The 25,225-nt window shown below is 44.7% G+C and carries 24 protein-coding genes and 4 tRNA genes; 21 read left to right on the top strand and 7 right to left on the bottom strand.

Translation table 11 applies throughout. The features are described from left to right. Positions 1-32: 32 nt before the first annotated feature. From V6D42_RS14545 to V6D42_RS14535, 3 genes are all read right to left on the bottom strand, one after another. The gene (locus V6D42_RS14545) at positions 33-2,135 is read right to left on the bottom strand and encodes an ArnT family glycosyltransferase (protein WP_333513678.1); all 2,103 of its coding nucleotides are present in this window, start codon (positions 2,133-2,135) and stop codon (positions 33-35) included. A gap of 135 nt (positions 2,136-2,270) precedes the next feature. After that, entirely contained in the window at positions 2,271-3,479 is a 1,209-nt protein-coding gene (locus V6D42_RS14540; protein ID WP_333513677.1) for a CynX/NimT family MFS transporter, read from the bottom strand. A gap of 72 nt (positions 3,480-3,551) precedes the next feature. After that, complete coding sequence (locus V6D42_RS14535; protein ID WP_003242786.1) at positions 3,552-3,692, bottom strand: YycC family protein; 141 nt, start codon at positions 3,690-3,692, stop codon at positions 3,552-3,554. A 120-nt stretch (positions 3,693-3,812) separates the two neighbouring features. Here V6D42_RS14535 and V6D42_RS14530 point away from each other — a divergent pair, with 120 nt between their 5' ends. After that, positions 3,813-4,016, top strand: coding sequence for a hypothetical protein (locus V6D42_RS14530; protein WP_010332605.1), 204 nt, complete (start codon positions 3,813-3,815; stop codon positions 4,014-4,016). A gap of 50 nt (positions 4,017-4,066) precedes the next feature. Here the strand turns inward: V6D42_RS14530 and V6D42_RS14525 are convergent, their stop codons facing one another. Next, positions 4,067-4,267, bottom strand: a complete 201-nt coding sequence (locus V6D42_RS14525; protein ID WP_010332604.1) for a DUF2188 domain-containing protein — start codon at positions 4,265-4,267, stop codon at positions 4,067-4,069. 170 nt (positions 4,268-4,437) lie between these two features. Here V6D42_RS14525 and dnaB point away from each other — a divergent pair, with 170 nt between their 5' ends. The 13 genes from dnaB (at position 4,438) to V6D42_RS14460 (ending at position 15,696) form a co-directional block, all read left to right on the top strand. Beyond that, positions 4,438-5,802, top strand: coding sequence for a replicative DNA helicase (gene dnaB, locus V6D42_RS14520; protein WP_010332602.1), 1,365 nt, complete (start codon positions 4,438-4,440; stop codon positions 5,800-5,802). Between the two features lie 119 nt (positions 5,803-5,921). Then, complete coding sequence (locus tag V6D42_RS14515) at positions 5,922-6,341, top strand: VOC family protein (RefSeq protein WP_333513676.1); 420 nt, start codon at positions 5,922-5,924, stop codon at positions 6,339-6,341. 206 nt (positions 6,342-6,547) lie between these two features. Continuing rightward, on the top strand, positions 6,548-7,840 hold the full coding sequence (gene purA / locus V6D42_RS14510; RefSeq protein ID WP_010332600.1) for an adenylosuccinate synthase: 1,293 nt from the start codon (positions 6,548-6,550) through the stop codon (positions 7,838-7,840). Positions 7,841-8,061: 221 nt separating this feature from the next. Beyond that, positions 8,062-8,137 (top strand) — tRNA-Lys (locus V6D42_RS14505). Between the two features lie 10 nt (positions 8,138-8,147). Further along, a tRNA-Glu gene (locus V6D42_RS14500) sits at positions 8,148-8,219 on the top strand. Positions 8,220-8,301: 82 nt separating this feature from the next. Next, a tRNA-Asp gene (locus V6D42_RS14495) sits at positions 8,302-8,378 on the top strand. 35 nt (positions 8,379-8,413) lie between these two features. Further along, positions 8,414-8,486 (top strand) — tRNA-Phe (locus V6D42_RS14490). A gap of 384 nt (positions 8,487-8,870) precedes the next feature. Then, entirely contained in the window at positions 8,871-9,578 is a 708-nt protein-coding gene (gene walR / locus V6D42_RS14485) for a cell wall metabolism DNA-binding response regulator WalR (protein ID WP_010332599.1), read from the top strand. A gap of 6 nt (positions 9,579-9,584) precedes the next feature. Continuing rightward, positions 9,585-11,420, top strand: coding sequence for a cell wall metabolism sensor histidine kinase WalK (gene walK, locus V6D42_RS14480; RefSeq protein WP_010332598.1), 1,836 nt, complete (start codon positions 9,585-9,587; stop codon positions 11,418-11,420). Then, the gene (gene yycH / locus V6D42_RS14475) at positions 11,410-12,777 is read left to right on the top strand and encodes a two-component system activity regulator YycH (RefSeq protein WP_333513675.1); all 1,368 of its coding nucleotides are present in this window, start codon (positions 11,410-11,412) and stop codon (positions 12,775-12,777) included. The genes walK and yycH overlap by 11 nt, the downstream gene beginning before the upstream one ends. Beyond that, a complete protein-coding gene (locus V6D42_RS14470; RefSeq protein ID WP_333513674.1) occupies positions 12,764-13,609 on the top strand; it encodes a two-component system regulatory protein YycI in 846 nt (281 codons plus the stop codon). The genes yycH and V6D42_RS14470 overlap by 14 nt, the downstream gene beginning before the upstream one ends. A 14-nt stretch (positions 13,610-13,623) precedes the next feature. Next, positions 13,624-14,418, top strand: coding sequence for an MBL fold metallo-hydrolase (locus V6D42_RS14465; RefSeq protein ID WP_010332595.1), 795 nt, complete (start codon positions 13,624-13,626; stop codon positions 14,416-14,418). Positions 14,419-14,499: 81 nt separating this feature from the next. Continuing rightward, entirely contained in the window at positions 14,500-15,696 is a 1,197-nt protein-coding gene (locus tag V6D42_RS14460; RefSeq protein ID WP_333513673.1) for a S1C family serine protease, read from the top strand. A 173-nt stretch (positions 15,697-15,869) separates the two neighbouring features. Here V6D42_RS14460 and rocR read toward each other — a convergent pair whose 3' ends face one another. Further along, the gene (rocR, locus tag V6D42_RS14455) at positions 15,870-17,252 is read right to left on the bottom strand and encodes an arginine utilization regulatory protein RocR (protein WP_268449233.1); all 1,383 of its coding nucleotides are present in this window, start codon (positions 17,250-17,252) and stop codon (positions 15,870-15,872) included. 207 nt (positions 17,253-17,459) lie between these two features. Between rocR and V6D42_RS14450 the strand changes: the two genes are divergently transcribed. The 5 genes from V6D42_RS14450 to rocF all read left to right on the top strand — a co-directional run bounded on the left by V6D42_RS14450 (position 17,460) and on the right by rocF (position 22,502). Further along, the gene (locus V6D42_RS14450; RefSeq protein WP_333513672.1) at positions 17,460-17,738 is read left to right on the top strand and encodes an autorepressor SdpR family transcription factor; all 279 of its coding nucleotides are present in this window, start codon (positions 17,460-17,462) and stop codon (positions 17,736-17,738) included. A gap of 6 nt (positions 17,739-17,744) precedes the next feature. Continuing rightward, on the top strand, positions 17,745-18,386 hold the full coding sequence (locus V6D42_RS14445; protein WP_333513671.1) for an SdpI family protein: 642 nt from the start codon (positions 17,745-17,747) through the stop codon (positions 18,384-18,386). 319 nt (positions 18,387-18,705) lie between these two features. Further along, positions 18,706-19,911 (top strand): ornithine aminotransferase, encoded by a 1,206-nt coding sequence (gene rocD, locus V6D42_RS14440; protein WP_024123511.1) that lies wholly within the window; start codon positions 18,706-18,708, stop codon positions 19,909-19,911. Positions 19,912-20,134: 223 nt separating this feature from the next. Beyond that, complete coding sequence (locus V6D42_RS14435) at positions 20,135-21,538, top strand: amino acid permease (RefSeq protein ID WP_333513670.1); 1,404 nt, start codon at positions 20,135-20,137, stop codon at positions 21,536-21,538. A 73-nt stretch (positions 21,539-21,611) separates the two neighbouring features. Further along, positions 21,612-22,502, top strand: a complete 891-nt coding sequence (gene rocF / locus V6D42_RS14430) for an arginase (protein WP_333513669.1) — start codon at positions 21,612-21,614, stop codon at positions 22,500-22,502. A 38-nt stretch (positions 22,503-22,540) separates the two neighbouring features. On the opposite strand, the gene V6D42_RS14425 is transcribed toward rocF, so the two are convergent. After that, positions 22,541-22,657: a Phr family secreted Rap phosphatase inhibitor gene (locus V6D42_RS14425; protein WP_010332587.1), complete on the bottom strand. Its 117-nt coding sequence runs from the start codon at positions 22,655-22,657 to the stop codon at positions 22,541-22,543. After that, entirely contained in the window at positions 22,658-23,755 is a 1,098-nt protein-coding gene (locus V6D42_RS14420) for a Rap family tetratricopeptide repeat protein (protein ID WP_333513668.1), read from the bottom strand. Positions 23,756-23,864: 109 nt separating this feature from the next. On the opposite strand from V6D42_RS14420, the gene V6D42_RS14415 reads away from it, so the two are divergent. Together V6D42_RS14415 and V6D42_RS14410 are read left to right on the top strand one after the other, a co-directional pair. Further along, on the top strand, positions 23,865-24,335 hold the full coding sequence (locus V6D42_RS14415; protein ID WP_333513667.1) for a GNAT family N-acetyltransferase: 471 nt from the start codon (positions 23,865-23,867) through the stop codon (positions 24,333-24,335). Positions 24,336-24,482: 147 nt separating this feature from the next. Next, positions 24,483-25,220, top strand: coding sequence for a YiiX/YebB-like N1pC/P60 family cysteine hydrolase (locus V6D42_RS14410; protein WP_268445062.1), 738 nt, complete (start codon positions 24,483-24,485; stop codon positions 25,218-25,220). Positions 25,221-25,225: the final 5 nt, after the last annotated feature.

Here is a 25,225-nt window from a genome sequence, read left to right as displayed (position 1 = left end):
AAAGAGGCTTGGATTGATCCAAGCCTCTTTTTTTATTCTACGAGATAAAGGGATTGCTGGCTTTCTCCGCCAGGTCCACCTTTCATGCTTTGCTGGCTGCTTGTGCTGCTCGAGGAACTGCTGTACTTGTCAGAAGATATTTCTTGGCCGTTTTTCTTGATCCAAGAAACGAGTTCAGTATTGCCTGAGTCCTTTTCTGTCAGCAGGAAGTATTTCACTTTGCCCTCTTTGACTAGTTTTTTCAGATCAGAGACAGTCAGGATCGGATCTGTGCCGTTGAAGCCGCCGAGTGCCATGACAGATTCATCTGTATTGATGATATATGGCGTAGCCGTTACGGTTGTCAAAGTAGCAAATAGATACTCTTCTCCGGTATTATGCTTTCTCAGATAGGACAAGAGTCCGGTATCAACCTCTGAGGAGAACATGTTTCCGCCGTTTGCTGAGCTTTTGAGCTGCGGACCTGATTCAGGAAGCACGCTGTTGCCTCCGTATAGAAGCGGCGTTGCTGACCAGTAGATTGGTGTAAGCAACAGAACGCACAAGCTGACGATGGTCAGCTGCTTGCTGAAAGGTTGACTGCGTTTAAGCATCAGAAACGCAAGGGTGCTGCCGAGTCCCAAGAGTCCCAGGACGTACATCCATACATTGCCGATTGGGCTTGTATAAGCACTCAGCATATAGACCTGGAATGCGGCTGTGATCAGAACGGCTGCCGGCAGCAGGTAGCTGGCCCAATCTTTATTGTTTTTGTATAGGCGATACATTGTATACCATCCGATACCGGAAAGGGCGGCGATCGGCGGTGCCAGCATAATCAAGTAATACTGGTGGAAGAATCCTGCGATGCTGAAGAAACCTGCCACAGGCACGAGCCATGCTGTCCAGAATATCGTTTCTTTCATTTCCGCCGCCTGACCGCGCCGATCACGGCACCAGCTGACAATTACACCAAGTAATCCGATCAATGCGAATGGAAGCATCCAGCTGATTTGGCCGGAAAGAGCCGATTGGAAGAGACGAAGCGGTCCTGCATCACCTGTGCCGAACATGTTCATGCTTTTTCCTCCGCCACCGCCGGGTCCTCCATTTCCGCCTTTAGGTCCTCCATTCCCTTGGCCGCCTGTTGGAGGTGTACCTCCGTCTCCATTAAATCCAGAAGGCGGCTGAGGAGCCTGTGCATTGCCCCCGAAGGAACCGTTGCTGTTTTGATTTCCAGCTGCCTTGCTGTTTCTGTTCTGAGATGAAGAGGTTCCGTCAGATGATTCATTGTGATTTGGCATTTGCATCGTGCCATTACTCTGCATGCTACCGCCGCCTGCGGCATTCATATCACCGCGTACAAGGCCGGTGGTTTGCCCAAGCAGCCGCTCTGTTCCGTTATATCCGAAGGCTAGTTCTAACACAGAGTTTGTCTGGCTGCTTCCGATATAAGGCCGGCTGGAGGAGGATGTTGAATCCACAATAATCGCCCATGAGAGCGATATACCGGTTAGGAGGATAAGAGACAGAAGCAGCGATCCTATTTTTTTCTTAAGCGAAACCCGAGAAGCAATCAGGCAGAATAACACAAATGCAGGCAATACCATAAAGGCTTGCATCATTTTCATATTAAATGCAAGGCCGATTAGGCCAAATGCCGTCAGGTGCCAAACCAGCTTGCCTTGTTTGACCGCCCGAAGCAGGCATGATGAACCGAGCAATAAGGTAAAGACAAGCATGCTGTCAATGTTGTTTGTCCGGCTGACGGCGACTGCAATCGGTGTCAGCGCCATGACAAGCGCGGCGGTGCGGGCCGCTCCAATGCCGAAAGTCGGTTTGATCATTCTGTACAGGAGGATTATCGAACCAACCCCAGCGAGAGCCTGAGGAATGATGACACTCCACGTATGAACACCAAAGATCAGCGCGAAGAGGGTTTGAATCCATAGTACAACAGGCGGTTTATCAACTGTTACAAATCCGGAAGGGTCAAATGACGCATAGAAGAAATTGTGGAAGCTTTGCGTCATGCTTTTCACCGCTGCCAGATAATATTGGTTCGCAGCGTCATCCTGCCAAATGTGATAGGTGTTGAGGTAAGCCGCTGCAAGCAAAATAAAAATAAGGACTGTGTCGAAACGTTTGGTTCTCATTGTTTTTCACCTCTTTATGATGTCTTATTGTAAAAAACAAATATGAAAAACTTATGAATAAACCATAAAGATTCAAAGAATGACTTACAGTTTTTTTCATAAAAAAGAGGCGGAGACATGTTCCCCGCCCATTTTCTATGCTGAATTTCGCTTTCTCTCTTTCTGAAGGACGTATCGATCGCGTCCTGCCCCGAGTCCTGCTGTTCCCATGACGATTAAAGCAGCAATAAGAAGCACAATCGGCATTGTCCATGAATGTGTCTGGTCAAAGAGAAACCCGACAAAGATCGGCCCGACAGCAGCAAGAAGGTAGCCAAATGACTGGGACATGCCTGACAGCGCTGCAGCCTGATACGCATTTTCACTGCGGAGCCCAATGAGAGCAAGTGCCAGACTAATGCTGGAGCCTTGTCCGATACCGATAATCACCATCCAGATGGCAAGCATAGCATGGCTGCCGCCTGTTAATAATCCGCATAGACCAATCAGATAGACTGCGGTCAGCGCTGCAACGATCCCGCGCTGATGTTTCACGCGGTCAGCTAAAACCGGTGTCAGAAACGTGGAAGGCAGACTCGCAAATTGCATGAGTGATACCAGCCATCCGGCGGTTGACGTATCAATCCCGTGTGAACGGAGAATCTCAGGAAACCAGGCGATACTGCTGTAAAATAAAAAGGATTGCAGACCCATGAAGATGGTGACGAACCATGCCATTTTGGAAGCCCAAATCGGACTGGTTTGAAGCTGCGGCGTCTGGTTGGACACATCCCGATGGCGAAGCTGGGGGATCCAAATCAGCAAGGCTAGACATGCCAAGCCTCCCCATAAAAGAAAGCCCTGTTTCCATCCGCCATCCAACTGGGCCGCTAAAGGTACGCTGATACCTGATGCTAAAGCAGCGAATATATTCATTGATGTCGTATACAGGCTGATCATGAGCCCTGGCTTTTCAGGGTATTTATGTTTGATTAAGCTTGGCAAAAGTACGTTTCCGATCGCAATTCCGATTCCGATGAGTGCCGTTCCGAAAAACAAAGCGGCAGTATGGCCGGCAGAGCGAATCAAAACACCGATAAACAGTACCAGGAGACCAAGCCATAAGGTTCGCTCATTTCCAAGACGACGTCCTAGCTTAGGCGCGAGCGGAGAAAGAACGGCAAACGAAAGCAGCGGCAGTGCGGTCAAAAACCCGGCTGCCCCATTGGACATGTGCAGCTCGGTCCTGATGGAGCTGATGACCGGCCCGACTGAAGTGATTGCAGGTCTTAAGTTAAACGCGATAAAGATAATACCGGCAATCAGCCAAAACGATTGGATTTTTTTATTTTGTGGATGTGGCAAAGCAGTTACTCCTCTTTTCTAACATATACTTAATATCATTCCGATACATGTAAGCAAGTATGCGAGTGCGGGTTATGATTTGTCCTCTTTCTGCAATTCAGCCATTTTGGCAAGCAGGATATGCTGAGGCATATGCATGATCTGTTCAAGCGGCAGATTCAAAGACTCTGCAAGCTTTTGTGCAGTTTCAGCAGAAATTTGCAAAGGTCTCACAAAGATCCCTCCTCTCTTTTGTCCATTGTACAAGAATCAGATGTGAAACGTAAGAAGATATCACAAAGGAATGGTGCAATCCGAAAATGCCCCTTATAAAAGAGATAAGGAGGGTTCATCATGAATAAACCGTTATCATTATTAAAACAAATGCTGTATGAGCATCAGATAGACACTGAGAGAGCTGTCACATTGGAAGAATATATCGCTTTGCGGCATAAGCTTCAGGAGCTGATGGGGAAATTTGCTTCATTTGAAGAGTGGGAGCTGTATCAAAAGGCGGCGGATATCATGATGCGTACCGGATTCAAATGGATGGAATAGCGTGTCTTACCCGCTAAAAAAAGCCCCGCGGCAGCGAAGGCTTCAGTTTGTTAGAAAGAGAGTTCCTCTTCCACATTTTTATGCTGGTCATAAATCACAAGCTTTGCCGGGCTGTTCTCTTTGGCTACCTGCTTCGCTTTTTCAATTGCGGCGTCTTTAGAGGTGTATAAAGCTGTAGGCGCCACATTATCCACTGTGATAAACCAGCCGTCCACATCGACGTTGGGTGTTACGGCGTATTTTTTCAGCATATTTATTCCTCCCTCAAGTTTTATCAGTTTTTTTCCCCAGGCTGACACTGTCCGAAACTATCCAATCTGCTGACTGAAAAAAATAGGAAACAAAGAATTTTTCTATTTTTTTTCTGGATAAATGGTAAAATGGAGTTTGGAGATTTTTTAATGAGAGGACGGTGCTTAGCATGACAGACCTTCTGAATGATCGGCTGCCGCCGCAAAATATAGAAGCCGAACAAGCCGTGTTAGGCGCTATTTTTTTACAGCCGTCTGCTTTAACACTGGCTTCAGAGGTATTGATTCCAGATGATTTCTATAGAATGTCCCACCAAAAAATTTATAATGCGATGCTGGTGCTCGGAGACCGCGGTGAACCGGTTGATTTAGTTACGGTGACGTCAGAGCTTGCCAACACGGACCTGCTGGAAGAAGTAGGAGGCATATCGTATCTGACTGATATCGCAAACTCGGTGCCGACAGCGGCTAACATAGAATATTACGCAAAAATCGTTGAGGAAAAATCAATTCTTCGCCGGTTAATCAGAACAGCGACAACAATCGCTCAGGACGGATATACCCGCGAGGACGAGGTCGAAGATTTACTCAGTGAAGCGGAAAAAACGATTATGGAAGTAGCGCAGCGCAAAAATACAAGCGCCTTTCAAAATATCAAGGATGTCCTTGTTCAGACGTATGACAACATCGAACAGCTTCACAATCGAAAAGGCGATATTACCGGGATTCCAACAGGGTTTTCTGAGCTTGACCGGATGACTGCCGGATTCCAGCGCAATGACTTGATTATTGTGGCTGCCCGTCCGTCAGTAGGGAAAACGGCCTTTGCCCTGAATATCGCGCAAAACGTAGCGACGAAGACCGACGAGAGTGTAGCCATTTTCAGTCTTGAGATGGGTGCCGAGCAGCTCGTTATGCGTATGCTTTGTGCCGAGGGAAATATCAATGCCCAAAACCTTCGTACAGGAAATCTGACAGAAGAAGATTGGGGCAAGCTGACGATGGCGATGGGAAGCCTGTCCAACAGCGGAATTTATATCGATGACACACCAGGTATCCGTGTCAGTGAAATCCGTGCCAAATGCCGCCGTTTGAAGCAGGAAAGCGGTCTTGGCATGATTTTGATCGATTACCTGCAATTGATCCAGGGAAGCGGACGTTCAAAGGATAACCGTCAGCAGGAAGTATCAGAAATTTCCCGTGAACTGAAATCGATCGCCAGAGAGCTTCAAGTCCCTGTTATCGCGCTTTCTCAGCTTTCGCGTGGCGTTGAGCAGCGTCAGGATAAACGTCCGATGATGTCTGATATTCGTGAATCAGGAAGTATCGAGCAGGATGCAGATATTGTTGCGTTCCTTTATCGTGATGACTACTATGACAAAGAAACTGAGAACAAAAACATTATCGAAATCATTATTGCCAAACAGCGTAACGGCCCGGTAGGAACCGTGTCTCTTGCGTTCGTAAAAGAATACAATAAATTCGTCAACCTGGAACGGCGTTTTGATGACGCAGGTGTTCCGCCCGGTGCGTAAACCCCAAGAGCTTCTTCTTGGGGTTTTTTTCATCCAAAAGACGGAAGAGAAACCAGCCGCTTAGTGGATGTAATAATGAAAGCGGTTTAATAAAATGAGGCAAAAAGGAGAGGGTAACAATGAGGAATCGTTTTTCACAATTTCATGCCGCACAAATTCGGATAGCAAGACATACGGGCCGGCTTGACCAGATCATTCGGTTTTATGAAAAAGGGCTGGGCTTAAAACGACTTGGTGAATTTCATCAGCATAATGGGTATGACGGTGTCATGCTTGGACTCCCCCACACCGATTACCACTTGGAATTCACCCAGCATGAAGGAGAAAGTATAGCGCCCGTTCCCCATCCAGACAGCCTGCTCGTCTTTTATGTGCCAAACGAAGAAGAAATCAAAGCCATCACTGCAAAATTAAAAAGCATGGGCTATCAGGAGGCGGAACCTGAGAACCCATACTGGAGTCATGGAGGGGTGACAATAGAAGACCCGGACGGCTGGCGGATCGTTTTCATGAACACTAAAGGGATTTCAGACAAGTGATTCTTTCCTCTGCTAAAGGATGAAAGTTTCATGAGCTTTTCGAGGAAAAGCTTCAAGAAAACGCTTCTAATATCAATTAAAGCGAACGAATAAGGATTTACAAGAATTTAATGTTCGGATTTGCAATTGACTTTCTGTTTCTTCACTGATAAACTTGATTTGTTTGAATAGAATCGTTTTTGAAAGGTTAACGGAGGTGCACGGACATGTCTTCAGTAGTTGTAGTAGGTACGCAATGGGGCGATGAAGGAAAAGGTAAAATCACAGATTTCCTATCAGAAAATGCAGAAGTGATCGCCCGTTATCAAGGCGGAAATAACGCAGGGCACACCATCAAGTTTGACGGAGTCACATACAAGCTTCACTTAATCCCGTCTGGAATTTTCTATAAAGATAAGACGTGTGTGATCGGAAACGGAATGGTTGTAGATCCAAAAGCATTAGTCACAGAGCTTGCGTATCTTCATGAGCGCAACGTCAGTACAGATAACCTGAGAATCAGCAACAGAGCTCACGTGATTCTGCCGTATCATTTGAAGTTGGATGAAGTGGAAGAAGAGCGAAAAGGAGCAAACAAGATCGGCACAACGAAAAAAGGAATCGGCCCTGCTTATATGGATAAAGCAGCCCGAATCGGCATTCGTATCGCGGATTTGTTGGATCGTGACGCGTTTGCGGAGAAACTCGAACGTAATCTTGAAGAAAAAAACCGTCTGCTTGAGAAAATGTACGAGACAGAAGGATTTAAAATAGAAGATATCTTAGATGAGTATTATGAATACGGACAGCAGATTAAGAAATATGTCTGCGATACATCAGTTGTTTTAAATGATGCGCTTGATGAAGGCCGCCGCGTGTTATTTGAAGGCGCACAAGGGGTTATGCTTGATATCGACCAAGGAACATACCCGTTTGTTACGTCATCTAACCCGGTTGCCGGCGGTGTAACCATCGGTTCAGGTGTCGGCCCGACAAAAATAAAGCACGTAGTTGGCGTCTCAAAAGCCTATACGACTCGTGTCGGCGATGGTCCTTTTCCGACTGAGCTGAAAGACGAAATTGGAGATCAAATCCGTGAAGTCGGACGTGAATATGGAACAACAACAGGCCGTCCACGCCGTGTCGGCTGGTTTGACAGTGTCGTTGTCCGCCACGCCCGCCGTGTCAGCGGAATCACAGATCTTTCTTTGAACTCAATTGACGTTCTAACAGGAATTGAAACGCTGAAAATCTGTGTGGCGTACCGCTATAAAGGCGAAATCATCGAAGAATTCCCTGCAAGCCTTAAAGCACTTGCTGAATGTGAGCCGGTATATGAAGAAATGCCGGGCTGGACTGAGGATATTACAGGTGCGAAAAGCTTGAGCGAGCTTCCTGAGAACGCGCGTCACTATCTTGAGCGCGTGTCTCAGCTGACAGGCATTCCGCTTTCTATTTTCTCTGTCGGCCCAGACCGTTCACAAACAAATGTCCTTCGCAGCGTGTATCGTGCGAACTAAGCAGAATACCCGTAAGCCCCTGTTTTCAGGGGCTTTTTTTTGTTTGAAAAATGCAGATAAGTTGGTCTGAGAAAAAAATATGAAAAAAAACCAAAAAAGTTATTGCCACTTCTATTTGTTCGTGATATTATAAATCTCGTTGTTACGGAAACTACTTCAATAGAGTACAAGATAAGAACTTGATCCAAGTCGTTTGCTCTATGAAAAATCCGGCATCTTAGGAGCCATTAGCTCAGTTGGTAGAGCATCTGACTTTTAATCAGAGGGTCGAAGGTTCGAGTCCTTCATGGCTCACCATTTTTGTGAAGGCCCGTTGGTCAAGCGGTTAAGACACCGCCCTTTCACGGCGGTAACACGGGTTCGAATCCCGTACGGGTCATTGATTTACTTTAGCGTTATTGCTAAATTCCTTATTTGTCTGCGAGAGCTGACACGACAGCTCTCCAGACAAATTACTGTAAGGTCCGGTAGTTCAGTTGGTTAGAATGCCTGCCTGTCACGCAGGAGGTCGCGGGTTCGAGTCCCGTCCGGACCGCCATTTTACTTTACTTAGTAGAGAAAAATAAATCATTTGGCTCGGTAGCTCAGTTGGTAGAGCAACGGACTGAAAATCCGTGTGTCGGCGGTTCGATTCCGTCCCGAGCCACTTACCAAACGCATCTGCAATCGTAGGTGCGTTTTTTCTTTTAAGAAAAGATAGACATGCGGAGTGTTATAATAGAAGAAAAAGGGAGAACCGGCCCTGCGGCCGGTTCAAAGAAGAAGACGTCAATGAAAAGACGCACGCAGGTGAGGGGAGGTTTCATTTAAATTATCTTTTTTAAGAAAAGTTGAAAAACATGACAAAAGATAGACAACTGGTGGATGAAGGTGAAAAATGTGTTTTTTTCTAAACCTTTATTTTTTTTATCTTTTGACCTTAAACCGTTATAATAGACAAGGACCCATTGTTCTATTTGGGCCATAAGTGATGTAACGAATGTGATATAGATGAAATGAAGACCATTCGGCAGGAGGAAAATCAAAAATGATGGATAAAAAGATCCTTGTAGTAGATGATGAAAAACCGATTGCAGATATATTGGAATTTAACTTAAGAAAAGAGGGCTATGAAGTGCATTGCGCCTATGACGGAAATGAAGCCGTCGAAATGGTGGAAGAGCTTCAGCCTGATTTAATTCTTTTAGATATTATGCTTCCAAATAAAGACGGCGTTGAAGTATGCCGTGAAGTCAGAAAGAAATACGATATGCCTATCATTATGCTGACGGCTAAGGATTCAGAAATTGATAAGGTCATTGGGCTTGAAATCGGCGCTGATGACTATGTGACGAAACCATTCAGCACACGTGAGCTTTTGGCCCGTGTGAAAGCGAACCTGCGCCGCCAGCTGACAACAGCGCCAGCGGAGGAAGAATCATCTTCCAACGACATTCATATCGGCTCCCTCGTGATCTTCCCTGACGCGTATGTAGTGTCTAAAAGAGATGAAACGATCGAATTGACCCATCGTGAGTTCGAATTGCTGCATTACCTGGCAAAACACATCGGTCAAGTCATGACACGTGAACACTTGCTGCAAACAGTCTGGGGCTACGATTACTTTGGGGATGTCAGAACGGTTGACGTAACAGTGCGCCGCCTTCGTGAAAAAATTGAGGACAACCCAAGCCATCCAAATTGGATTGTCACACGCCGCGGCGTCGGTTATTACTTGAGAAACCCAGAACAGGACTAATGCCCAATGAATAAGGTTGGTTTTTTTCGGTCGATCCAATTTAAGATTACCTTGATTTATGTGCTTTTGATAATCATCGCGATGCAAGTCATTGGTGTGTATTTTGTCAATCAGGTAGAGAAGTCGCTGATTACATCTTATGAACAATCGCTTAATCAGCGAATCGACAACCTTTCTTATTATATTGAGCAGGAATATAAGAGTGATAATGACAGCACCGTCATTAAGGATGATGTCAGCCGTATTTTGAATGACTTCACGAAGAGTGATGAGATTCGGGAAATTACTTTTGTTGATAAAAGCTATGAAGTGGTTGGCTCTTCAAGGCCATATGGAGAAGAAGTTGCAGGGAAACAAACGACGGATCTCATTTTCAAAAGAATTTTTTCTACTAAACAGTCTTATTCTAGAAAATATTATGACCCGAAAAGCAAAATAAGAGTCCTCATTTCCGCAAAGCCCGTTACCACTGAAAACCAAGAAGTTGTCGGGGCGATTTATGTGGTAGCGAGCATGGAAGATGTCTTTGGCCAAATGAAGACCATCAACACAATACTGGCCTCCGGCACTGGTTTGGCCCTCGTTTTGACAGCCCTTCTCGGTATTTTTCTGGCCAGAACTATTACCCACCCGCTTTCAGATATGAGGAAACAGGCAATGGAGCTTGCGAAAGGGAATTTCTCCAGGAAGGTTAGAAAGTATGGTCATGATGAAATTGGACAGCTCGCCACAACATTTAATCACTTAACGAGAGAGCTTGAAGATGCACAGGCCATGACAGAGGGTGAACGCAGGAAGCTTTCCTCTGTTATTGCTTATATGACGGACGGCGTTATTGCCACAAACCGAAACGGAGCGATTATCCTCTTGAACAGCCCGGCGCTGGAGCTGCTGAACGTTTCACGTGAAACAGCTTTGGAAATGCCGATTACAAGCTTGCTGGGGATTCAAGAGAATTATACCTTTGAAGATTTAGTTGAACAGCAGGACTCTATGCTGCTCGAAATTGAGCGGGACGACGAACTGACAGTGCTTCGCGTCAATTTCTCCGTGATTCAAAGGGAGCATGGCAAAATCGACGGTTTAATTGCGGTCATTTACGATGTAACCGAGCAGGAGAAAATTGATCAGGAACGCAGAGAGTTTGTGGCGAATGTATCACACGAGCTGCGGACGCCGCTTACGACAATGCGCAGTTATTTAGAGGCGTTAGCTGAAGGTGCATGGGAAAACAAAGACATTGCACCGCGTTTCCTAATGGTGACGCAGAATGAAACAGAGCGGATGATTCGGCTTGTAAACGATTTGCTGCAGCTATCTAAATTTGACAGCAAGGATTATCAATTTAATCGTGAGTGGATTCAAATCGTCCGATTTATGTCCCTCATTATTGATCGTTTTGAAATGACGAAAGAACAGCATGTGGAATTTATCCGCAATTTGCCGGACAGAAACCTGTATGTGGAGATTGACCAGGATAAAATTACGCAGGTGCTCGATAATATTATTTCCAACGCTTTAAAATATTCTCCTGAAGGCGGACATGTCACCTTCTCGATTGACGTAAATGAAGAGGAAGAACTTCTCTATATCAGTGTTAAGGATGAAGGGATCGGGATTCCGAAAAAGGATGTTGAAAAAGTCTTTGACCGCTTCTACAGGGTCGATAAAGCGAGAACGAGAAAGCTCGGCGGGACCGGTCTGGGACTTGCCATTGCGAGGGAAATGGTTCAGGCGCATGGCGGAGATATTTGGGCAGACAGTGTAGAAGGAAAAGGCACAACGATAACTTTTACTCTTCCATATAAAGAAGAACAAGAGGATGATTGGGATGAAGCGTGAAAATATAAAAACAATATTACTTACGGTACTCGTCGTCATCAGTCTTGTTTTTACATGGAGCATATGGACATTTCAGCCTAATTTTTCTGAAGGCTCGTCATCAGCAGAGTCTATGGTGCGTGAGAAACATAAAATTGAAAAAAATACCCAAAAGCTGTCTGAAACGGTAAAACCGCGGGAAATGTTCATTCATGATGACGGTGCTCATTATAAGGTCGATGATGAAACACTTTATGATGAAGTCTGGTCAGATTTGCCGCATTGGGATGTAAAAGGCATTAAAGATATATCGGATCAATATGATAAAGCCGGATTCAAAAGCTGGTTTTATGGAAGAGGCGGTTCTGCTGCCAAGCTTGATCTGCAATTCAGTGACACGATACCTATTGATATTATTCAAACGCTTCTTAAATGGTCCAATCAATCGTTTGAATACAGCTCGTTTGATCATATTATGATCCCATTCGATGAAACAAAAACGAATAAGAAGATTTATTTGGTATCATACAGCAAGCAGCTTATTCTGGAAGTGACGGTTGAATCAGCAAACTATCGGAATATCATGAATGATTTACAAAACAAAAAATCAAACATGCCTGCGTACAGTTTGTTTTCGATCGGAACAAAGAAAGAGTTCTTGCTTCCGAACAAATCGCTTACGATGGATAAAAAGGAATTTGTCACGGAATCTATTAAGACAAACACGTTTAAACAGGCACTGTTCAGCGATCCGAGCATCGTAAGAGAAGATTCAAATTATAATAACAGAAATGTACTGACGGATGGCATCAGCCGTTTAGATGTCAGCCTGACTCAGCGGCAGGTTCAATTTCAGCAGCGTAATTTAGTGCAGAGCACCTCGTATCAAACAGGTGAGTTAATCAAAAAGAGTCAGAAATACCTAGAGGATACAGGAAGTTGGACGGATCACTATCAATTTTTTAATATCAATGACAGCCAGCAGCTGAGTTTCTATATCACGATGGACCAGCTCCCGGTCATTAACAGCATGTCTAAACCGTTTGGCGGCACTTCGGCAATCACCGTGCAATGGGCCAATGACGATATTCTCAGCTATAAACGGCCGAACTACAGTCTCGGAACGAATCCGATTAAAACAAGTGAAACAGAGCTGATGAGCGGCAGTGAAGTGAGAGCTCTTCTGTCCAAACAAACGGCGTATGATACGGACAAAATTGATCAGATTTTCCCTGCGTATCAGTTGGTGTCAACATCAACCAACGATGATCCTCTTGTTGAGCTTGAACCGGTTTGGGCTATGAAAATAAACGGAAAAATGGTGCCGATTACGAAGGAATTATTGACGAAGGAGGGGGCAGACAATGGAGTGGAATAAGACAAAAACAATCTTCATCGTTGCCTTCCTCATTTTAGATATTTTCTTAGGCTATCAGTTTTTTGAGAAGCGATCGATCAGTAAAGAATATGAAGTCATTAAAAACGATGTAGAGCATGACATGAAGGCAGACCATATCACGTATGAAGGTCTGGATAAGGAAGCGATAGAAGGCTATCGGATCACGGCGAATCAAAAGGTCTTCACGAAGGATGATATCGAATCACTCAAGGATCAAAAGCCTATGATGGATATGCCTAGTGATGATCATAAAGTAACGAACCTAAAGATGAAGTTTACGAGCCCGATTGGCCTTTCTAAGAAAAACATAGAGGGCGATGCACAGGCGCTTGTGGCTTCTAAAATTCAAGATGGTGAAAAATATAAGCTTTGGAAGGTGGATAAATCTAAAAAAGAAATCATTTACTTCCAAACGTATGAAGGCCATTACATTTATCAGAAGACTGACAACTCCTCTAATATGATCGGACAAGTGATTTTGCACTTAAACGATAAAAACGAGGTTGTGTCATACGAGCAGTCGACGCTTGAGACCTTTAAGCAGATTCAGAAAGAAAGCTTAATTACTGAGCTTGATGCGGTTGAATTATTGTACTATCAAAATCAGTTAAAAGAATACTGCACCATAAAGAGTGTGAAATTCGGCTATGTTGCGCAATATCCGCTGACAAGTACGCAGGTGCTGGCGCCGGTATGGAGAGTTACGGTGGAGTATGATAAAAAAGTGAACGGCGAGAAAAAGAAAGTACAAGAGTATTTTACTGTGAATGCTTTGGAGAGTACGATTTTAGATACAGATCAATCAAAATAATGGAGTGAACTGAAATGAGCTTGCAATTTAGCGTACTTGCGAGCGGGAGTACGGGAAATGCGTTTTACCTGGAAACAGAGGATCACGCGTTTTTAGTGGACGCCGGTTTGAGCGGGAAAGCCATGGACGGATTAATGGCGCAAATCGGACGTAAGCTTGATGATGTGGACGGCATTTTTGTGACGCATGAGCATAGTGACCATATTAAAGGCCTCGGCGTCATCGCCAGAAAGTACAAGCTTCCGATCTATGCGAACGAGAAGACGTGGAAGGCGATGGAGAACCAGATCGGCAAAATTGATACCGATCAAAAGTTTGAGTTTCCGATGGAGACGGTGAAGTCATTTGGCGGACTTGATGTAGAATCGTTTGGCGTCTCTCACGATGCGGCTGAGCCCATGTTTTATGTGTTTCATTGTAATGGGCGCAAGCTCGCGTTAATGACAGACACAGGATATGTCAGCGACCGGATGAAGGGCATTATCCGGTCTGCGAATGTGTTCGTTTTTGAAAGCAATCATGATGTCGGCATGCTGCAAATGGGAAGATACCCTTGGAGTATTAAGCGGCGGATTTTAAGTGACGTCGGGCACGTTTCAAATGAAGATGCTGCTTTGGCGATGACTGATGTCATCGGCGATGAGACATCTCGTATCTATCTCGCCCATTTGAGTCAGGACAACAATATGAAAGAGCTGGCCAGAATGTCTGTCCAGCAGACCTTGGCTTCTAAAGGGTTTGTGGCAGGCGAGACATTTGATTTGTTTGATACCGACCCGAAAAAGGCTACTCCGCTTTGCGCTGTATAATTTTTTCTTATGTAACATGACTATTATAGGCGTTTCTAATCCACAATATAACCATATCAACGTTCTCTGAAAGGATGGAATATGGTGGATTACGAGCGTGAGGAACATAATACTCCTGAACAGCCGAAGAGAAGCAAAAAAGGTTATTTTCTTTCAAGTCTGATCGGGGTGATTGTCGGCGCTGTATTGATGGCGTTTCTAATGCCATACCTTTCAAATGAGGGGTTAGATACAGGTGAGGCAGATCAGCAGCTGAACAACAGGCGGGAGCCAATTCGAACAGTGAATGTTAGTGTGAACAACGCTGTCACTAAGATTGTCAGCAATGTGTCGCCAGCTGTTGTCGGTGTCGTAAACATTCAAAAAACAGATATTTGGGGAGAAAGCGGTGAAGCTGGGAGCGGCTCAGGCGTCATCTACAAGAAAAATGACAACTCAGCTTATGTCGTCACCAACCATCATGTGATCGAGGGCGCTTCCCAAATTGAAATCAGTTTAAAAGACGGTTCGCGCGTGTCTGCTGAGCTTGTCGGCAGCGACCAGCTGATGGATCTTGCCGTCTTGCGGGTGAAAAGCGATAAAATCAAAGCCGTCGCTGATTTTGGCAATTCAGATAAAGTGAAATCAGGCGAACCGGTAATTGCGATCGGCAATCCGTTAGGCCTTGAATTTGCAGGCTCTGTCACACAAGGCGTCATTTCGGGAACAGAGAGAGCGATTCCGGTTGATTCCAATGATGACGGTCAGCCTGACTGGAATGCAGAGGTGCTGCAAACCGATGCGGCTATTAACCCGGGGAACAGCGGCGGCGCTTTGTTAAATATGGATGGTAAAGTCATCGGCATCAATTCAATGAAAATCGCGGAGTCAGCGGTTGAAGGGATTGGCCTGTCTATTCCATCTAAACTTGTAATTCCGGTGATTGAGGATTTAGAGAAATACGGTAAAGTGAAGCGCCCGTTCCTTGGCATTGAAATGAAATCGTTAAATGATATCGCAAGCTACCATTGGAATGAAACGCTGAAGCTTCCTAAACATGTGACCAACGGAGCGGTGATAATGGGTGTAGATGCCTTTTCACCTGCCGGAAAAGCGGGACTCAAGGAGCTGGATGTCATCACTGAATTTGACGGGCAAAAAGTAAATGATATTGTGGATCTTCGGAAGCGGCTTTATCAAAAACGTGTTGGTGATCGGGTGAAGGTGACGTTTTACCGAGGCGGAAAAGAAAAGTCCGTTGAAGTGAAACTGTCCTCTGCAGATCAGTTAGGAAGATAATAGAAACAGTCTGGCACCAATGCCAGGCTGTTTTTTATGTAAAAAAGCGGAACGGGGGTTACGCCCGTTCCATAGAAAATACACGGATGTTACACGTGAAACAGTGTGTAAGGGCTTGTCAGCTTTCCATTTTCAGCGTTTATTTTATGGTTTGTTCTGTATGATACTGGTTTTTATTTTGCGTGCAGAGAAAACTTCTTCAGCCGGTATTGCAGGCTTTGTCTGCTGATGCCGAGCTCCTGGGCGGTTTTTGAAATGTTATGGCCGTGTTTTCTTAGAATGTTCTCGATTACATATTTTTCGAAGCTTTCCATTTTTTCTTTTAAATCAGCTGTTGGCTGATGCCCTTCGGTTTCTGGCTCCGATGTGTCAGCCGGCTTGATTTTCATGCGGTATTGATATGGCAGGTGGTTAGCCGTAATCATTTGTTCATCTGTCATGAAATTCATCGCACCCTCGATCATATGCTCAAGCTCGCGAATATTGCCCGGCCAATCATAGGATAAGAAAAATTGCTTCACATCTTCACTGATCTGTTCGACATTCATTTGAAATAGGTGGTTGTTTTTCTGGATGAACTCCGACGCGAGAAGCAAAATGTCCTCTTTGCGCTCCCGAAGAGGCGGGATGATCAGCGTCACGACGCTCAGCCTGTAATACAAGTCCTTGCGCATTCGTTCACCCGCAATGGCATCAATCGGGTCTTCGTTCATCGTGGCGATAATGCGCACGTCAATCGGTGTATCCTTGGTCGAACCAATGCGTCTGATTTTCCGTTCTTGCAGGGCGCGCAGCAATTTTGCCTGCAAGCTCAAATTCAGTGAGTTGATTTCATCTAACAGAAGTGTGCCGCCATGGGCTTGCTCAAACAGGCCAGGCTGGTCAACGGCACCTGTAAACGCGCCTTTTTTCGTCCCGAACAGGATGCTTTCCACCAAGCTGTCCGGCAGAGCCGCACAGTTTTGAGAAATAAACGGGCCGCTTGATCGGTCGCTGCCGTTATGGATACTTTGTGCGAACAGCTCTTTACCCGTGCCGGTTTCACCTGCGAGAAGAACCGATGAAGACGTGCGGGTCGCCCGCTTGGCGTTTTCGATAACATCCTGAATCGCCGGACTGGTGCCGAGAATGCTGTCAAATGTGTACGTCGCGTTTCCTTTTTTATTCATATTCTCTCTGATCAGGCGTTCAAGCTTTGTCACATCCTTGGCAATTTCGACAGCGCCTTTGATTTCGCCGTCTTGGATAATCGGATATGTATGATTGATCGTCGTGATTTCCTGGCCTTTATTATTGAAATAGCTCTGCTTTACATTGTTGATCGTTTTGCCTTCCTGAAGGGCTTGCACAAGCGTGCTGTCCTGCTGCTTCGAAAACATAAATACATCCATCAGGTTTTTATTTAAGACGTCCTGCTTCTCCATATCTTCAATCTGCATCATTTTGTTGTTATAAACAATCGTGTTTCCATGCTCGTCCACCACGTGCAGGCCGACATCAATTTCATCCAAAATGCTCTGAAACACTAATGTGAGGAATTCGCTGTCTTTGACCAAAGTATAAACCTCCCTCATTTATTTTCTTAATATTGCTTCTATTTTATAAAAGAATGGAGAGGATATGCAAAAGAATTTTGCACTTATGATTCAGTCACAGTCAATCCTTTATCACTCTTATATTGTATATTGACTGGAAAAACAAAATGATTTAGTATTTAGGTAAATATCTAAATGGTAATGTTTTCTAAATGGAGGGAGAATTATTTGAATAAGGCTTTTAAAGCTCTGGCCGATCCTACAAGGAGAAGGATTCTTGATTTATTAAAACAACAAGATTTAACAGCCGGGCAAATTGCTGACCAATTTGATATGTCAAAACCTAGTATTTCTCATCACTTAAATATTTTAAAAAACACTGATTTAGTTCGAGATCAAAAAAAGGGACAATATATTATTTATTCTTTAAATACGACTGTACTTCAAGATCTTATTGGCTGGTTTTTTTCCCTTACAGAAACAGACCATGACAAAGAAGGAAGGTGAAGAATAATGAAAAAATATCTCTTTGCACTAGTTATGATAGCATTAACAGTTTTAGCTTGGATTATAACATATTCACACTTACCTAATGAATTGGCAACACATTGGGGAATAAGCGGTAAAGCAGATGATTTTTCTAAGAAACCTACCGCTATAGCTACATTGGTAGGTATAATGATAGTCCAATATATTCTTATGGTGCTTATTCCTAAAATTGATCCCCGTCGGAACTATTCGGCTTTTACTCGTGCATACTTAACTATTTTTAATACCATGTTTCTCGTCTTATTTATCATTAATTTGATTACAATATTGACGGGGTTGGGGGTTAAACTTCCTATTCCATATTTAGGATCATTTATTCTTGGGGCTATATTTATGGTTTTCGGTAATTTTCTTCAGCAGGTTAGACCAAATTTTTTCTTGGGAATTAGAACTCCTTGGACATTAAGCAGTGAAAATGTATGGAGGCTTACACATAGATTGAGTTCAAGAATATTTGTTTTAGCCGGAATCATTATTGTTTTAACTGCATTTATTCCTGAGTCTTTTACCGAGCCGATTATTTTTATAGCAGCAATAGGCAGCATACTCTTATCCGTATTCGCATCTTATTTCATATTTCAAAAAGAACTGGATAAAAAGGCGTAATCATCCTACGGATTACGCCTTTTTATATTGTAACGAATACGCATTCTTTTAACATGTCATTCTTGTATCAATTATATTTATTTAAAGGAATTCTTCTTATCGGACTTGTGTATACCTTTTTTGTTGAACATCTTCATTCGAAAATGCAAAAGAATTTTGCACTAAAAGAAAATCCCGCGCAAAATATCTGAATATTTTTGCACCCTTGCCTCGAATATTGTAGAAAATACACGAATGTGCGAGTTGGCACGAAACTTGCATTTATAAAAAGGGAAAGCAGGATATAGTGTGGAAACAGAAAACAAGGGGGAATTCAAATATGCCAGCTTTATCAAAATCCAAAGAAATTATTGATCAGACGTCTCACTACGGTGCCAACAATTATCATCCGCTGCCGATTGTTATTTCTGAAGCGCTGGGTGCTTGGGTAAAGGACCCGGAAGGCAATGAATATATGGACATGCTGAGTGCTTATTCTGCGGTGAATCAGGGACACAGACATCCGAAAATCATTCAGGCATTAAAGGATCAGGCTGATAAAATTACGCTGACGTCTCGCGCGTTCCACAACGATCAGCTCGGACCGTTTTACGAAAAGGCGGCTAAGCTGACGGGCAAAGAGATGATTCTGCCGATGAATACGGGGGCTGAAGCGGTTGAGTCTGCGGTAAAAGCAGCGAGACGCTGGGCTTATGAAGTGAAAGGCGTAGCCGACAATCAAGCGGAAATTATCGCATGTGTCGGGAACTTCCATGGCCGGACGATGCTTGCGGTTTCTCTTTCTTCTGAAGAAGAGTATAAAAGAGGATTCGGTCCGATGCTTCCGGGAATCAAACTAATCCCTTACGGAGATGCGGAAGCGCTGCGTCAGGCGATTACGCCAAACACAGCGGCATTCTTATTTGAACCGATTCAAGGCGAAGCGGGCATTGTGATTCCGCCTGAAGGGTTTTTGCAGGAAGCGGCGGCGATTTGTAAGGAAGAAAATGTGCTGTTGATTGCCGATGAAATTCAGACGGGTCTCGGACGTACAGGCAAGACATTCGCTTGTGACTGGGATGGCATTGATCCTGATATGTACATTTTAGGAAAAGCGCTTGGCGGCGGTGTATTCCCGATCTCATGCATTGCGGCGGACCGCGACGTTTTAGGCGTGTTTAACCCGGGCTCACACGGCTCCACATTTGGCGGAAATCCGCTGGCGTGTGCGGTGTCCATCGCCTCACTGGAAGTGCTGGAAGATGAAAAGCTGGCGGAGCGTTCTCTTGAGCTTGGCGAGTATTTTAAACAAGAGCTGGAGAGCATTGATAACCCTATCATTAAAGAAGTCCGCGGCAGAGGGCTGTTTATCGGTGTGGAACTGACGGAAGCGGCGCGTCCGTATTGTGAGCGTTTAAAAGATGAAGGGCTTTTATGCAAGGAAACGCATGATACCGTCATTCGTTTTGCCCCTCCATTAATCATTTCCAAAAAGGATTTGGATTGGGCGATTGAAAAGATTAAGCATGTGCTGCAAAAGGCATAAATCCGCATCATGGCGGGATATTCACTTCATTTGTATAAATTTACAACATAAAAATCAGCACTCCCTATTTGCTCAGCTACAGTATTTTAGTATAATGTATCTTTATGAGAAGAAGTGAATTTTATATTAAATAGATAGAGACTCTTTGGACAGCAAACTGGGATACGCACCATGTAGATGTTCCAGCTTAGATCCAATACAAGTTGCTGAAGGGGTGCAGAATGTGAATACGAACCAAGATAACGGAAATCAGCTCCAGCGGACAATGAAATCTCGCCACTTGTTTATGATTTCATTGGGCGGAGTGATCGGAACCGGTTTCTTCCTGGGAACCGGGTTTACCATTAACCAAGCGGGGCCGCTCGGTGCGGTTCTGTCTTATTTAGTGGGCGGCTTTATCATGTTTTTGACCATGCTTTGCTTAGGGGAGCTTGCGGTCGCCTTTCCTGTGTCTGGGTCCTTCCAGACCTATGCGACAAAATTTATCAGTCCGGCCTTCGGGTTTGCGTTCGGCTGGCTGTACTGGCTCGGCTGGGCGGTTACATGCGCTATTGAATTTTTATCAGCGGGACAGCTGATGCAGCGCTGGTTTCCACATGTGGAGGTCTGGATCTGGTGTCTGGTCTTTGCGGCCCTCATGTTTACCTTAAATGCGATAACCGCGAAAGCCTTTGCAGAATCTGAATTTTGGTTTTCGGGCATTAAAATATTGATTATCCTTTTATTTATTATTCTCGGCGGAGCCGCTATGTTCGGCTTCATTGACCTAAGAGGCGGAGAGCAAGCACCGTTTCTGACGCATTTTTATGAAGATGGGTTATTCCCGAACGGCATAAAAGCAATGCTGATCACAATGATTACTGTGAACTTCGCGTTCCAGGGAACAGAGCTGATCGGGGTTGCTGCGGGAGAAAGTGAAAACCCTGAAAAAACGATTCCGCGGTCAATCAGACAGACGGTTTGGAGAACACTGGTCTTCTTTGTTCTATCAATCGTTGTCATTGCCGGCATGATTCCGTGGAAACAGGCGGGTGTTGTGGAAAGTCCGTTTGTTGTCGTATTTGAGCAAATCGGAATTCCATACGCTGCTGACATCATGAACTTTGTGATATTAATCGCGCTGCTATCCGTTGCAAACTCAGGTTTATACGCATCGACACGTATCCTGTTCGCGATGGCGAATGAAGGACAGGCCTTCAAAGCGATTGGCAAGACAAATAAACGCGGTGTGCCGATGAATGCGTTAATCGTGACGATGGCTGTTGCCTGCCTGTCACTTCTGACAAAATTTGCGCAGGCTGAAACCGTATATATGGTGCTTCTATCCTTGGCGGGCATGAGCGCACAGGTCGGCTGGATTACGATTTCGCTTTCCCAAATCATGTTTAGACGCAAATATATCCGTGAAGGCGGCAAGACGGAAGATTTGAAGTTTAAAACACCGCTATATCCGGTGCTTCCGCTGATCGGCCTAACGTTAAATACAGTCGTTCTCATCAGTCTCGCGTTTGATCCGGAGCAGCGTATCGCGCTGTATTGCGGAGTACCGTTTATGGTCATTTGCTACATCATTTATCATGTCGTCATTAAAAAACGCAAGCAGGCAAATCGTCAGCTAGAGCTTTAAAAACGTTGTCCGTAAGTCATCTTTGTTATAACCCGCATAGGACATTATCTTATATGTTGAGGTGGAATCACAGATGGATAAAACGATTTCGGTTATTGGAATGCCAATGGATTTAGGACAAGCACGACGAGGAGTGGACATGGGGCCAAGTGCCATCCGGTATGCCCATCTGATTGAGAGGCTGTCAGAAATGGGTTATACGGTTGAAGATCTCGGTGACATTCAGATCAGCCGTGAAAAGATCAAAAACGATGAAGAACTGAAAAACCTAAATTCCGTACTGGCAGGAAACGAAAAGCTCGCTCAAAAGGTGAACACCGTGATAGAAGAGAAAAAATTCCCGCTTGTCCTCGGCGGCGATCACAGTATCGCGATCGGCACGCTCGCAGGTACAGCGAAGCATTACGATAAGCTCGGCGTCATCTGGTACGACGCGCACGGTGACCTGAATACGCTTGAAACATCACCTTCAGGCAATATTCACGGCATGCCGCTTGCGGTCAGTCTTGGCATCGGGCACGAGTCACTGGTTAACCTTGAAGGCTACGCGCCTAAAATCAAACCGGAACATGTCGTCATTATCGGCGCCCGGTCACTTGATGAAGGAGAGCGCCAGTATATTAAGGAAAGCGGCATGAAGGTGTACACCATGCATGAAATCGACCGACTCGGCATGACAAAGGTGATCGAAGAAACCCTCGATTATTTATCAGACTGCGATGGCGTCCATCTCAGCCTTGATCTGGACGGACTTGATCCAAACGACGCACCGGGTGTCGGGACCCCTGTCGTCGGCGGCATCAGCTACCGCGAAAGCCACCTGGCTATGGAAATGCTGTATGACGCAGGCATCATTACCTCAGCTGAATTTGTTGAGGTCAACCCGATCCTTGATCATGAAAACAAGACTGGCCAAACAGCAGTAGAGCTCGTAGAATCCCTGCTAGGGAAGAAATTGCTGTAGACATGTGAAAACCCCCGCATCCCACGGGGGTTTTTTTATTATCCAATCATCTTTTCAGCGACTTTCATCTCTTGTGAATGCGATTGATGATCTGCAATAAACCAGCCGGATAAAATCACTGCTGCAACGCCTGCGCCAATTAGAAATTTTTTCATTTACATAACCTCCGTTTGTTTAATGAGTTCTTCAATCTGTAATGCTTCATAAAAAAAGTGGGCAGCTTCTTTGTAAAGCTCATTTTCCCTATACCGTTCGCCAGCCAAAATGGAAAGTTCTCTTACACTGTCGTATTCTCTTTCCGACATCAACACACCCATATGTTCTTTGCATAAGTGAAACGTTTCCGCATGACCTCCTTCTGCGTAAATGGCATATAAAATATCAATTTTTGCCTCACATACCTTATTCGGCTCAGTATTTAATTTTTCCTTCAATTTTTGGTAATAAGCTAGGGCTTGTTCTTTCTTTTCCGTCTTAAACAGCTCTCGTATCAGCAAGTAAACAGAATGATAGTAATAGGCAGATCGGGCGTACTCTTCGTTCTGTAACGCCTCTTCTAATTTTGAGATCGCCTCGTCTGATTTGCCGCTTTGGGCATGGAGAAGTCCAAAGTTATGTAAAAGCTGGGCTTCAAAAAAATGGTCCTCTAATTCTCTCGTCATGCGAATGGCTTCATCCAAATAGCTTTCCGCCTCTTCAAACTGGTTCATCTCGGTAAAATTGCCTGACATCGTAATTAACGCGGAGGCGAGTTTCTTTTTGTAATCCATTTCTTCTCTGAAGGTTTTGACCGCTTGCCTTGTATGGTTGAGAGACACAATATTTTGTCCCAGCTTATAATAGAGCTTTCCGACCTTCAGATGAAATTCGGCCTTTTCGATCGGATCTGGGATGTTGCTGAGATACTGCTCCGCTTCTTTATAGAGCCCGATGGCAATTTCGTAGTTATTTTTATAGGCTTCATACATGCCTTCAAACAGAAAAAAGTAATATTTCAGCATGTCTGACGTAGCATTCATATGAGGAGACTCCTCATGCTGAAAGCCCAGCCCTCTCGCTTCATGAAGCAAAACTTTATGGCGCAATTCTAATAAGGAGAAGTAGGCAAGCACCTCCTGATCCTCTTCCATATCATCCAATAAAGGCTTCACTTCTTCAAAGATACGGGCGGACTCTTCAACTTCATGTTTCTTGATCGCAAGGTACCAATCGTTGAGCATGTTAGCGATTTCTGCAGGTGCAATCTTATTCATTTGAAACTCCCTTCTCTATTCATTTATCAATCTCATTGCTTATCATGATAGTAACACCTCCTTCTATTTTATGTAAAATCCTCTAGTCAATAAATAAAGGAGAGGCGATATGACCATTACGCTGACCCCTATGCAAGAAGACGAATTTCGATCCTATCTGACATACACGACTAAGCATTATGCAAAAGAAAAGATAAAGGCAGGATCGTGGCTCCCTGAAGAGACCATGCTTTTGTCCAAACAGACTTTCTCTGATTTGCTGCCGAATGGGCTGCACACGCATCATCACCATCTGTGGAGTATCATCCTGAACGGTAAGGAAACGGCTGGCTGGCTCTGGATTCACGCAGAACCGGAACACCCGCAGCAGGAAGCGTTTATTTACGATTTCGGATTGTATGAATCATATCGGGGAAAAGGTTTTGCGAAGCAAGCCTTGAACGCCCTGGATGAGATGGCAGGAAACATGGGCATTCGAAAGCTGTCTCTCCACGTATTCGCTCACAATGAGACAGCAAGGCGGCTATATGAGCAAACTGGATTTCAGGAGACTGATGTGATCATGAGTAAGAATTTTTAGGCCTGGGGAAGGCCTTTTTTGTGAGACAACCTCCCTGTAAATGATTTCTAAAAATTCTGTAAATCACCTAGTTACCTTCCACATTTCCCTAATATAATGTTGATAAAGGAAAGCATCTTTCCTACACACATGAAAAGAGGAGATGTCATGAGTATGAAGAAAAAGGTATCAATTATTTTGGTAGCGCTTACAATGTGCGTCGGCCTGTTTGTTTCTCCCGCAAAAGCTGCAAGGACCACGAACTATGCTGAACAAATCGCAGCGCTTCAGCCAGGCACGACCCCAGAAGAAATCACAAAGTCCGCCAGCCAGATTGCCAAACAGCAACACGTAAAGACCGATGTGATTCTCAAACAGTTTTACAAGGAAATCACCGCCGATAAAGCAGAAGGAGACCAGCTCGCCAAGGAAAGCGGCATGTCCGTGATGGGCGGCTCCTCCGGTACGAAAAAACTTCCCACTAGCACGAAAGGAAACATCTACTACACCAACTCCTACACAGCCTACTACAACCATGGCCACGTCGGCATGTATTCCGCCGCTGACAAGATTGTTGAATCGGTTCCAAGCGACGGTGTCAGGCAGATCGCTTATAATGCCAGAGACGTGGAAGACAACTCCATCGTACAAACAGTCAACGTCACCTCATCTAAAAAAACATCCGCTGCCGACTGGGCGGTATCAAGAGTCGGCGATCCATACTCATTTAACTTCGTCAATAACAGAAATACCGGCCATGACGGCGCCAAAAACTGTTCGAAGCTCCTATGGTCTGCATTTTTACTGAAAGCCGGCATTGATATCGACAGCAATAAAGGGTTAGGCGTTTACCCGCGCGACATCACAAGTTCTTCCTATACGACAACCGTCATGACCATCAATTAGGGAGA

This window comes from Bacillus sp. 0909A (assembly GCF_036765115.1).
Taxonomy (GTDB): Bacteria; Bacillota; Bacilli; order Bacillales; family Bacillaceae; genus Bacillus; species Bacillus mojavensis.
This window is presented reverse-complemented; position numbering and strand designations above follow the sequence as displayed.

Excerpts from the sequence above, each read along its gene's own strand:
- dnaB (WP_010332602.1), top strand. The coding sequence starts at position 4,438 with ATGACAGACCTTCTGAATGATCGGCTGCCGCCGCAAAATATAGAAGCC.
- V6D42_RS14445 (WP_333513671.1), top strand. The coding sequence starts at position 17,745 with ATGAAAAAATATCTCTTTGCACTAGTTATGATAGCATTAACAGTTTTA.
- V6D42_RS14415 (WP_333513667.1), top strand. The coding sequence starts at position 23,865 with ATGACCATTACGCTGACCCCTATGCAAGAAGACGAATTTCGATCCTAT.
- V6D42_RS14425 (WP_010332587.1), bottom strand. The coding sequence starts at position 22,657 with ATGAAAAAATTTCTAATTGGCGCAGGCGTTGCAGCAGTGATTTTATCC.
- V6D42_RS14530 (WP_010332605.1), top strand. The coding sequence starts at position 3,813 with ATGAATAAACCGTTATCATTATTAAAACAAATGCTGTATGAGCATCAG.
- V6D42_RS14410 (WP_268445062.1), top strand. The coding sequence starts at position 24,483 with ATGAGTATGAAGAAAAAGGTATCAATTATTTTGGTAGCGCTTACAATG.
- rocF (WP_333513669.1), top strand. The coding sequence starts at position 21,612 with ATGGATAAAACGATTTCGGTTATTGGAATGCCAATGGATTTAGGACAA.
- V6D42_RS14525 (WP_010332604.1), bottom strand. The coding sequence starts at position 4,267 with ATGCTGAAAAAATACGCCGTAACACCCAACGTCGATGTGGACGGCTGG.
- rocD (WP_024123511.1), top strand. The coding sequence starts at position 18,706 with ATGCCAGCTTTATCAAAATCCAAAGAAATTATTGATCAGACGTCTCAC.
- V6D42_RS14460 (WP_333513673.1), top strand. The coding sequence starts at position 14,500 with ATGGTGGATTACGAGCGTGAGGAACATAATACTCCTGAACAGCCGAAG.
- V6D42_RS14470 (WP_333513674.1), top strand. The coding sequence starts at position 12,764 with ATGGAGTGGAATAAGACAAAAACAATCTTCATCGTTGCCTTCCTCATT.
- V6D42_RS14420 (WP_333513668.1), bottom strand. The coding sequence starts at position 23,755 with ATGAATAAGATTGCACCTGCAGAAATCGCTAACATGCTCAACGATTGG.
- purA (WP_010332600.1), top strand. The coding sequence starts at position 6,548 with ATGTCTTCAGTAGTTGTAGTAGGTACGCAATGGGGCGATGAAGGAAAA.
- V6D42_RS14515 (WP_333513676.1), top strand. The coding sequence starts at position 5,922 with ATGAGGAATCGTTTTTCACAATTTCATGCCGCACAAATTCGGATAGCA.
- yycH (WP_333513675.1), top strand. The coding sequence starts at position 11,410 with ATGAAGCGTGAAAATATAAAAACAATATTACTTACGGTACTCGTCGTC.
- V6D42_RS14545 (WP_333513678.1), bottom strand. The coding sequence starts at position 2,135 with ATGAGAACCAAACGTTTCGACACAGTCCTTATTTTTATTTTGCTTGCA.
- walR (WP_010332599.1), top strand. The coding sequence starts at position 8,871 with ATGGATAAAAAGATCCTTGTAGTAGATGATGAAAAACCGATTGCAGAT.
- V6D42_RS14465 (WP_010332595.1), top strand. The coding sequence starts at position 13,624 with ATGAGCTTGCAATTTAGCGTACTTGCGAGCGGGAGTACGGGAAATGCG.
- walK (WP_010332598.1), top strand. The coding sequence starts at position 9,585 with ATGAATAAGGTTGGTTTTTTTCGGTCGATCCAATTTAAGATTACCTTG.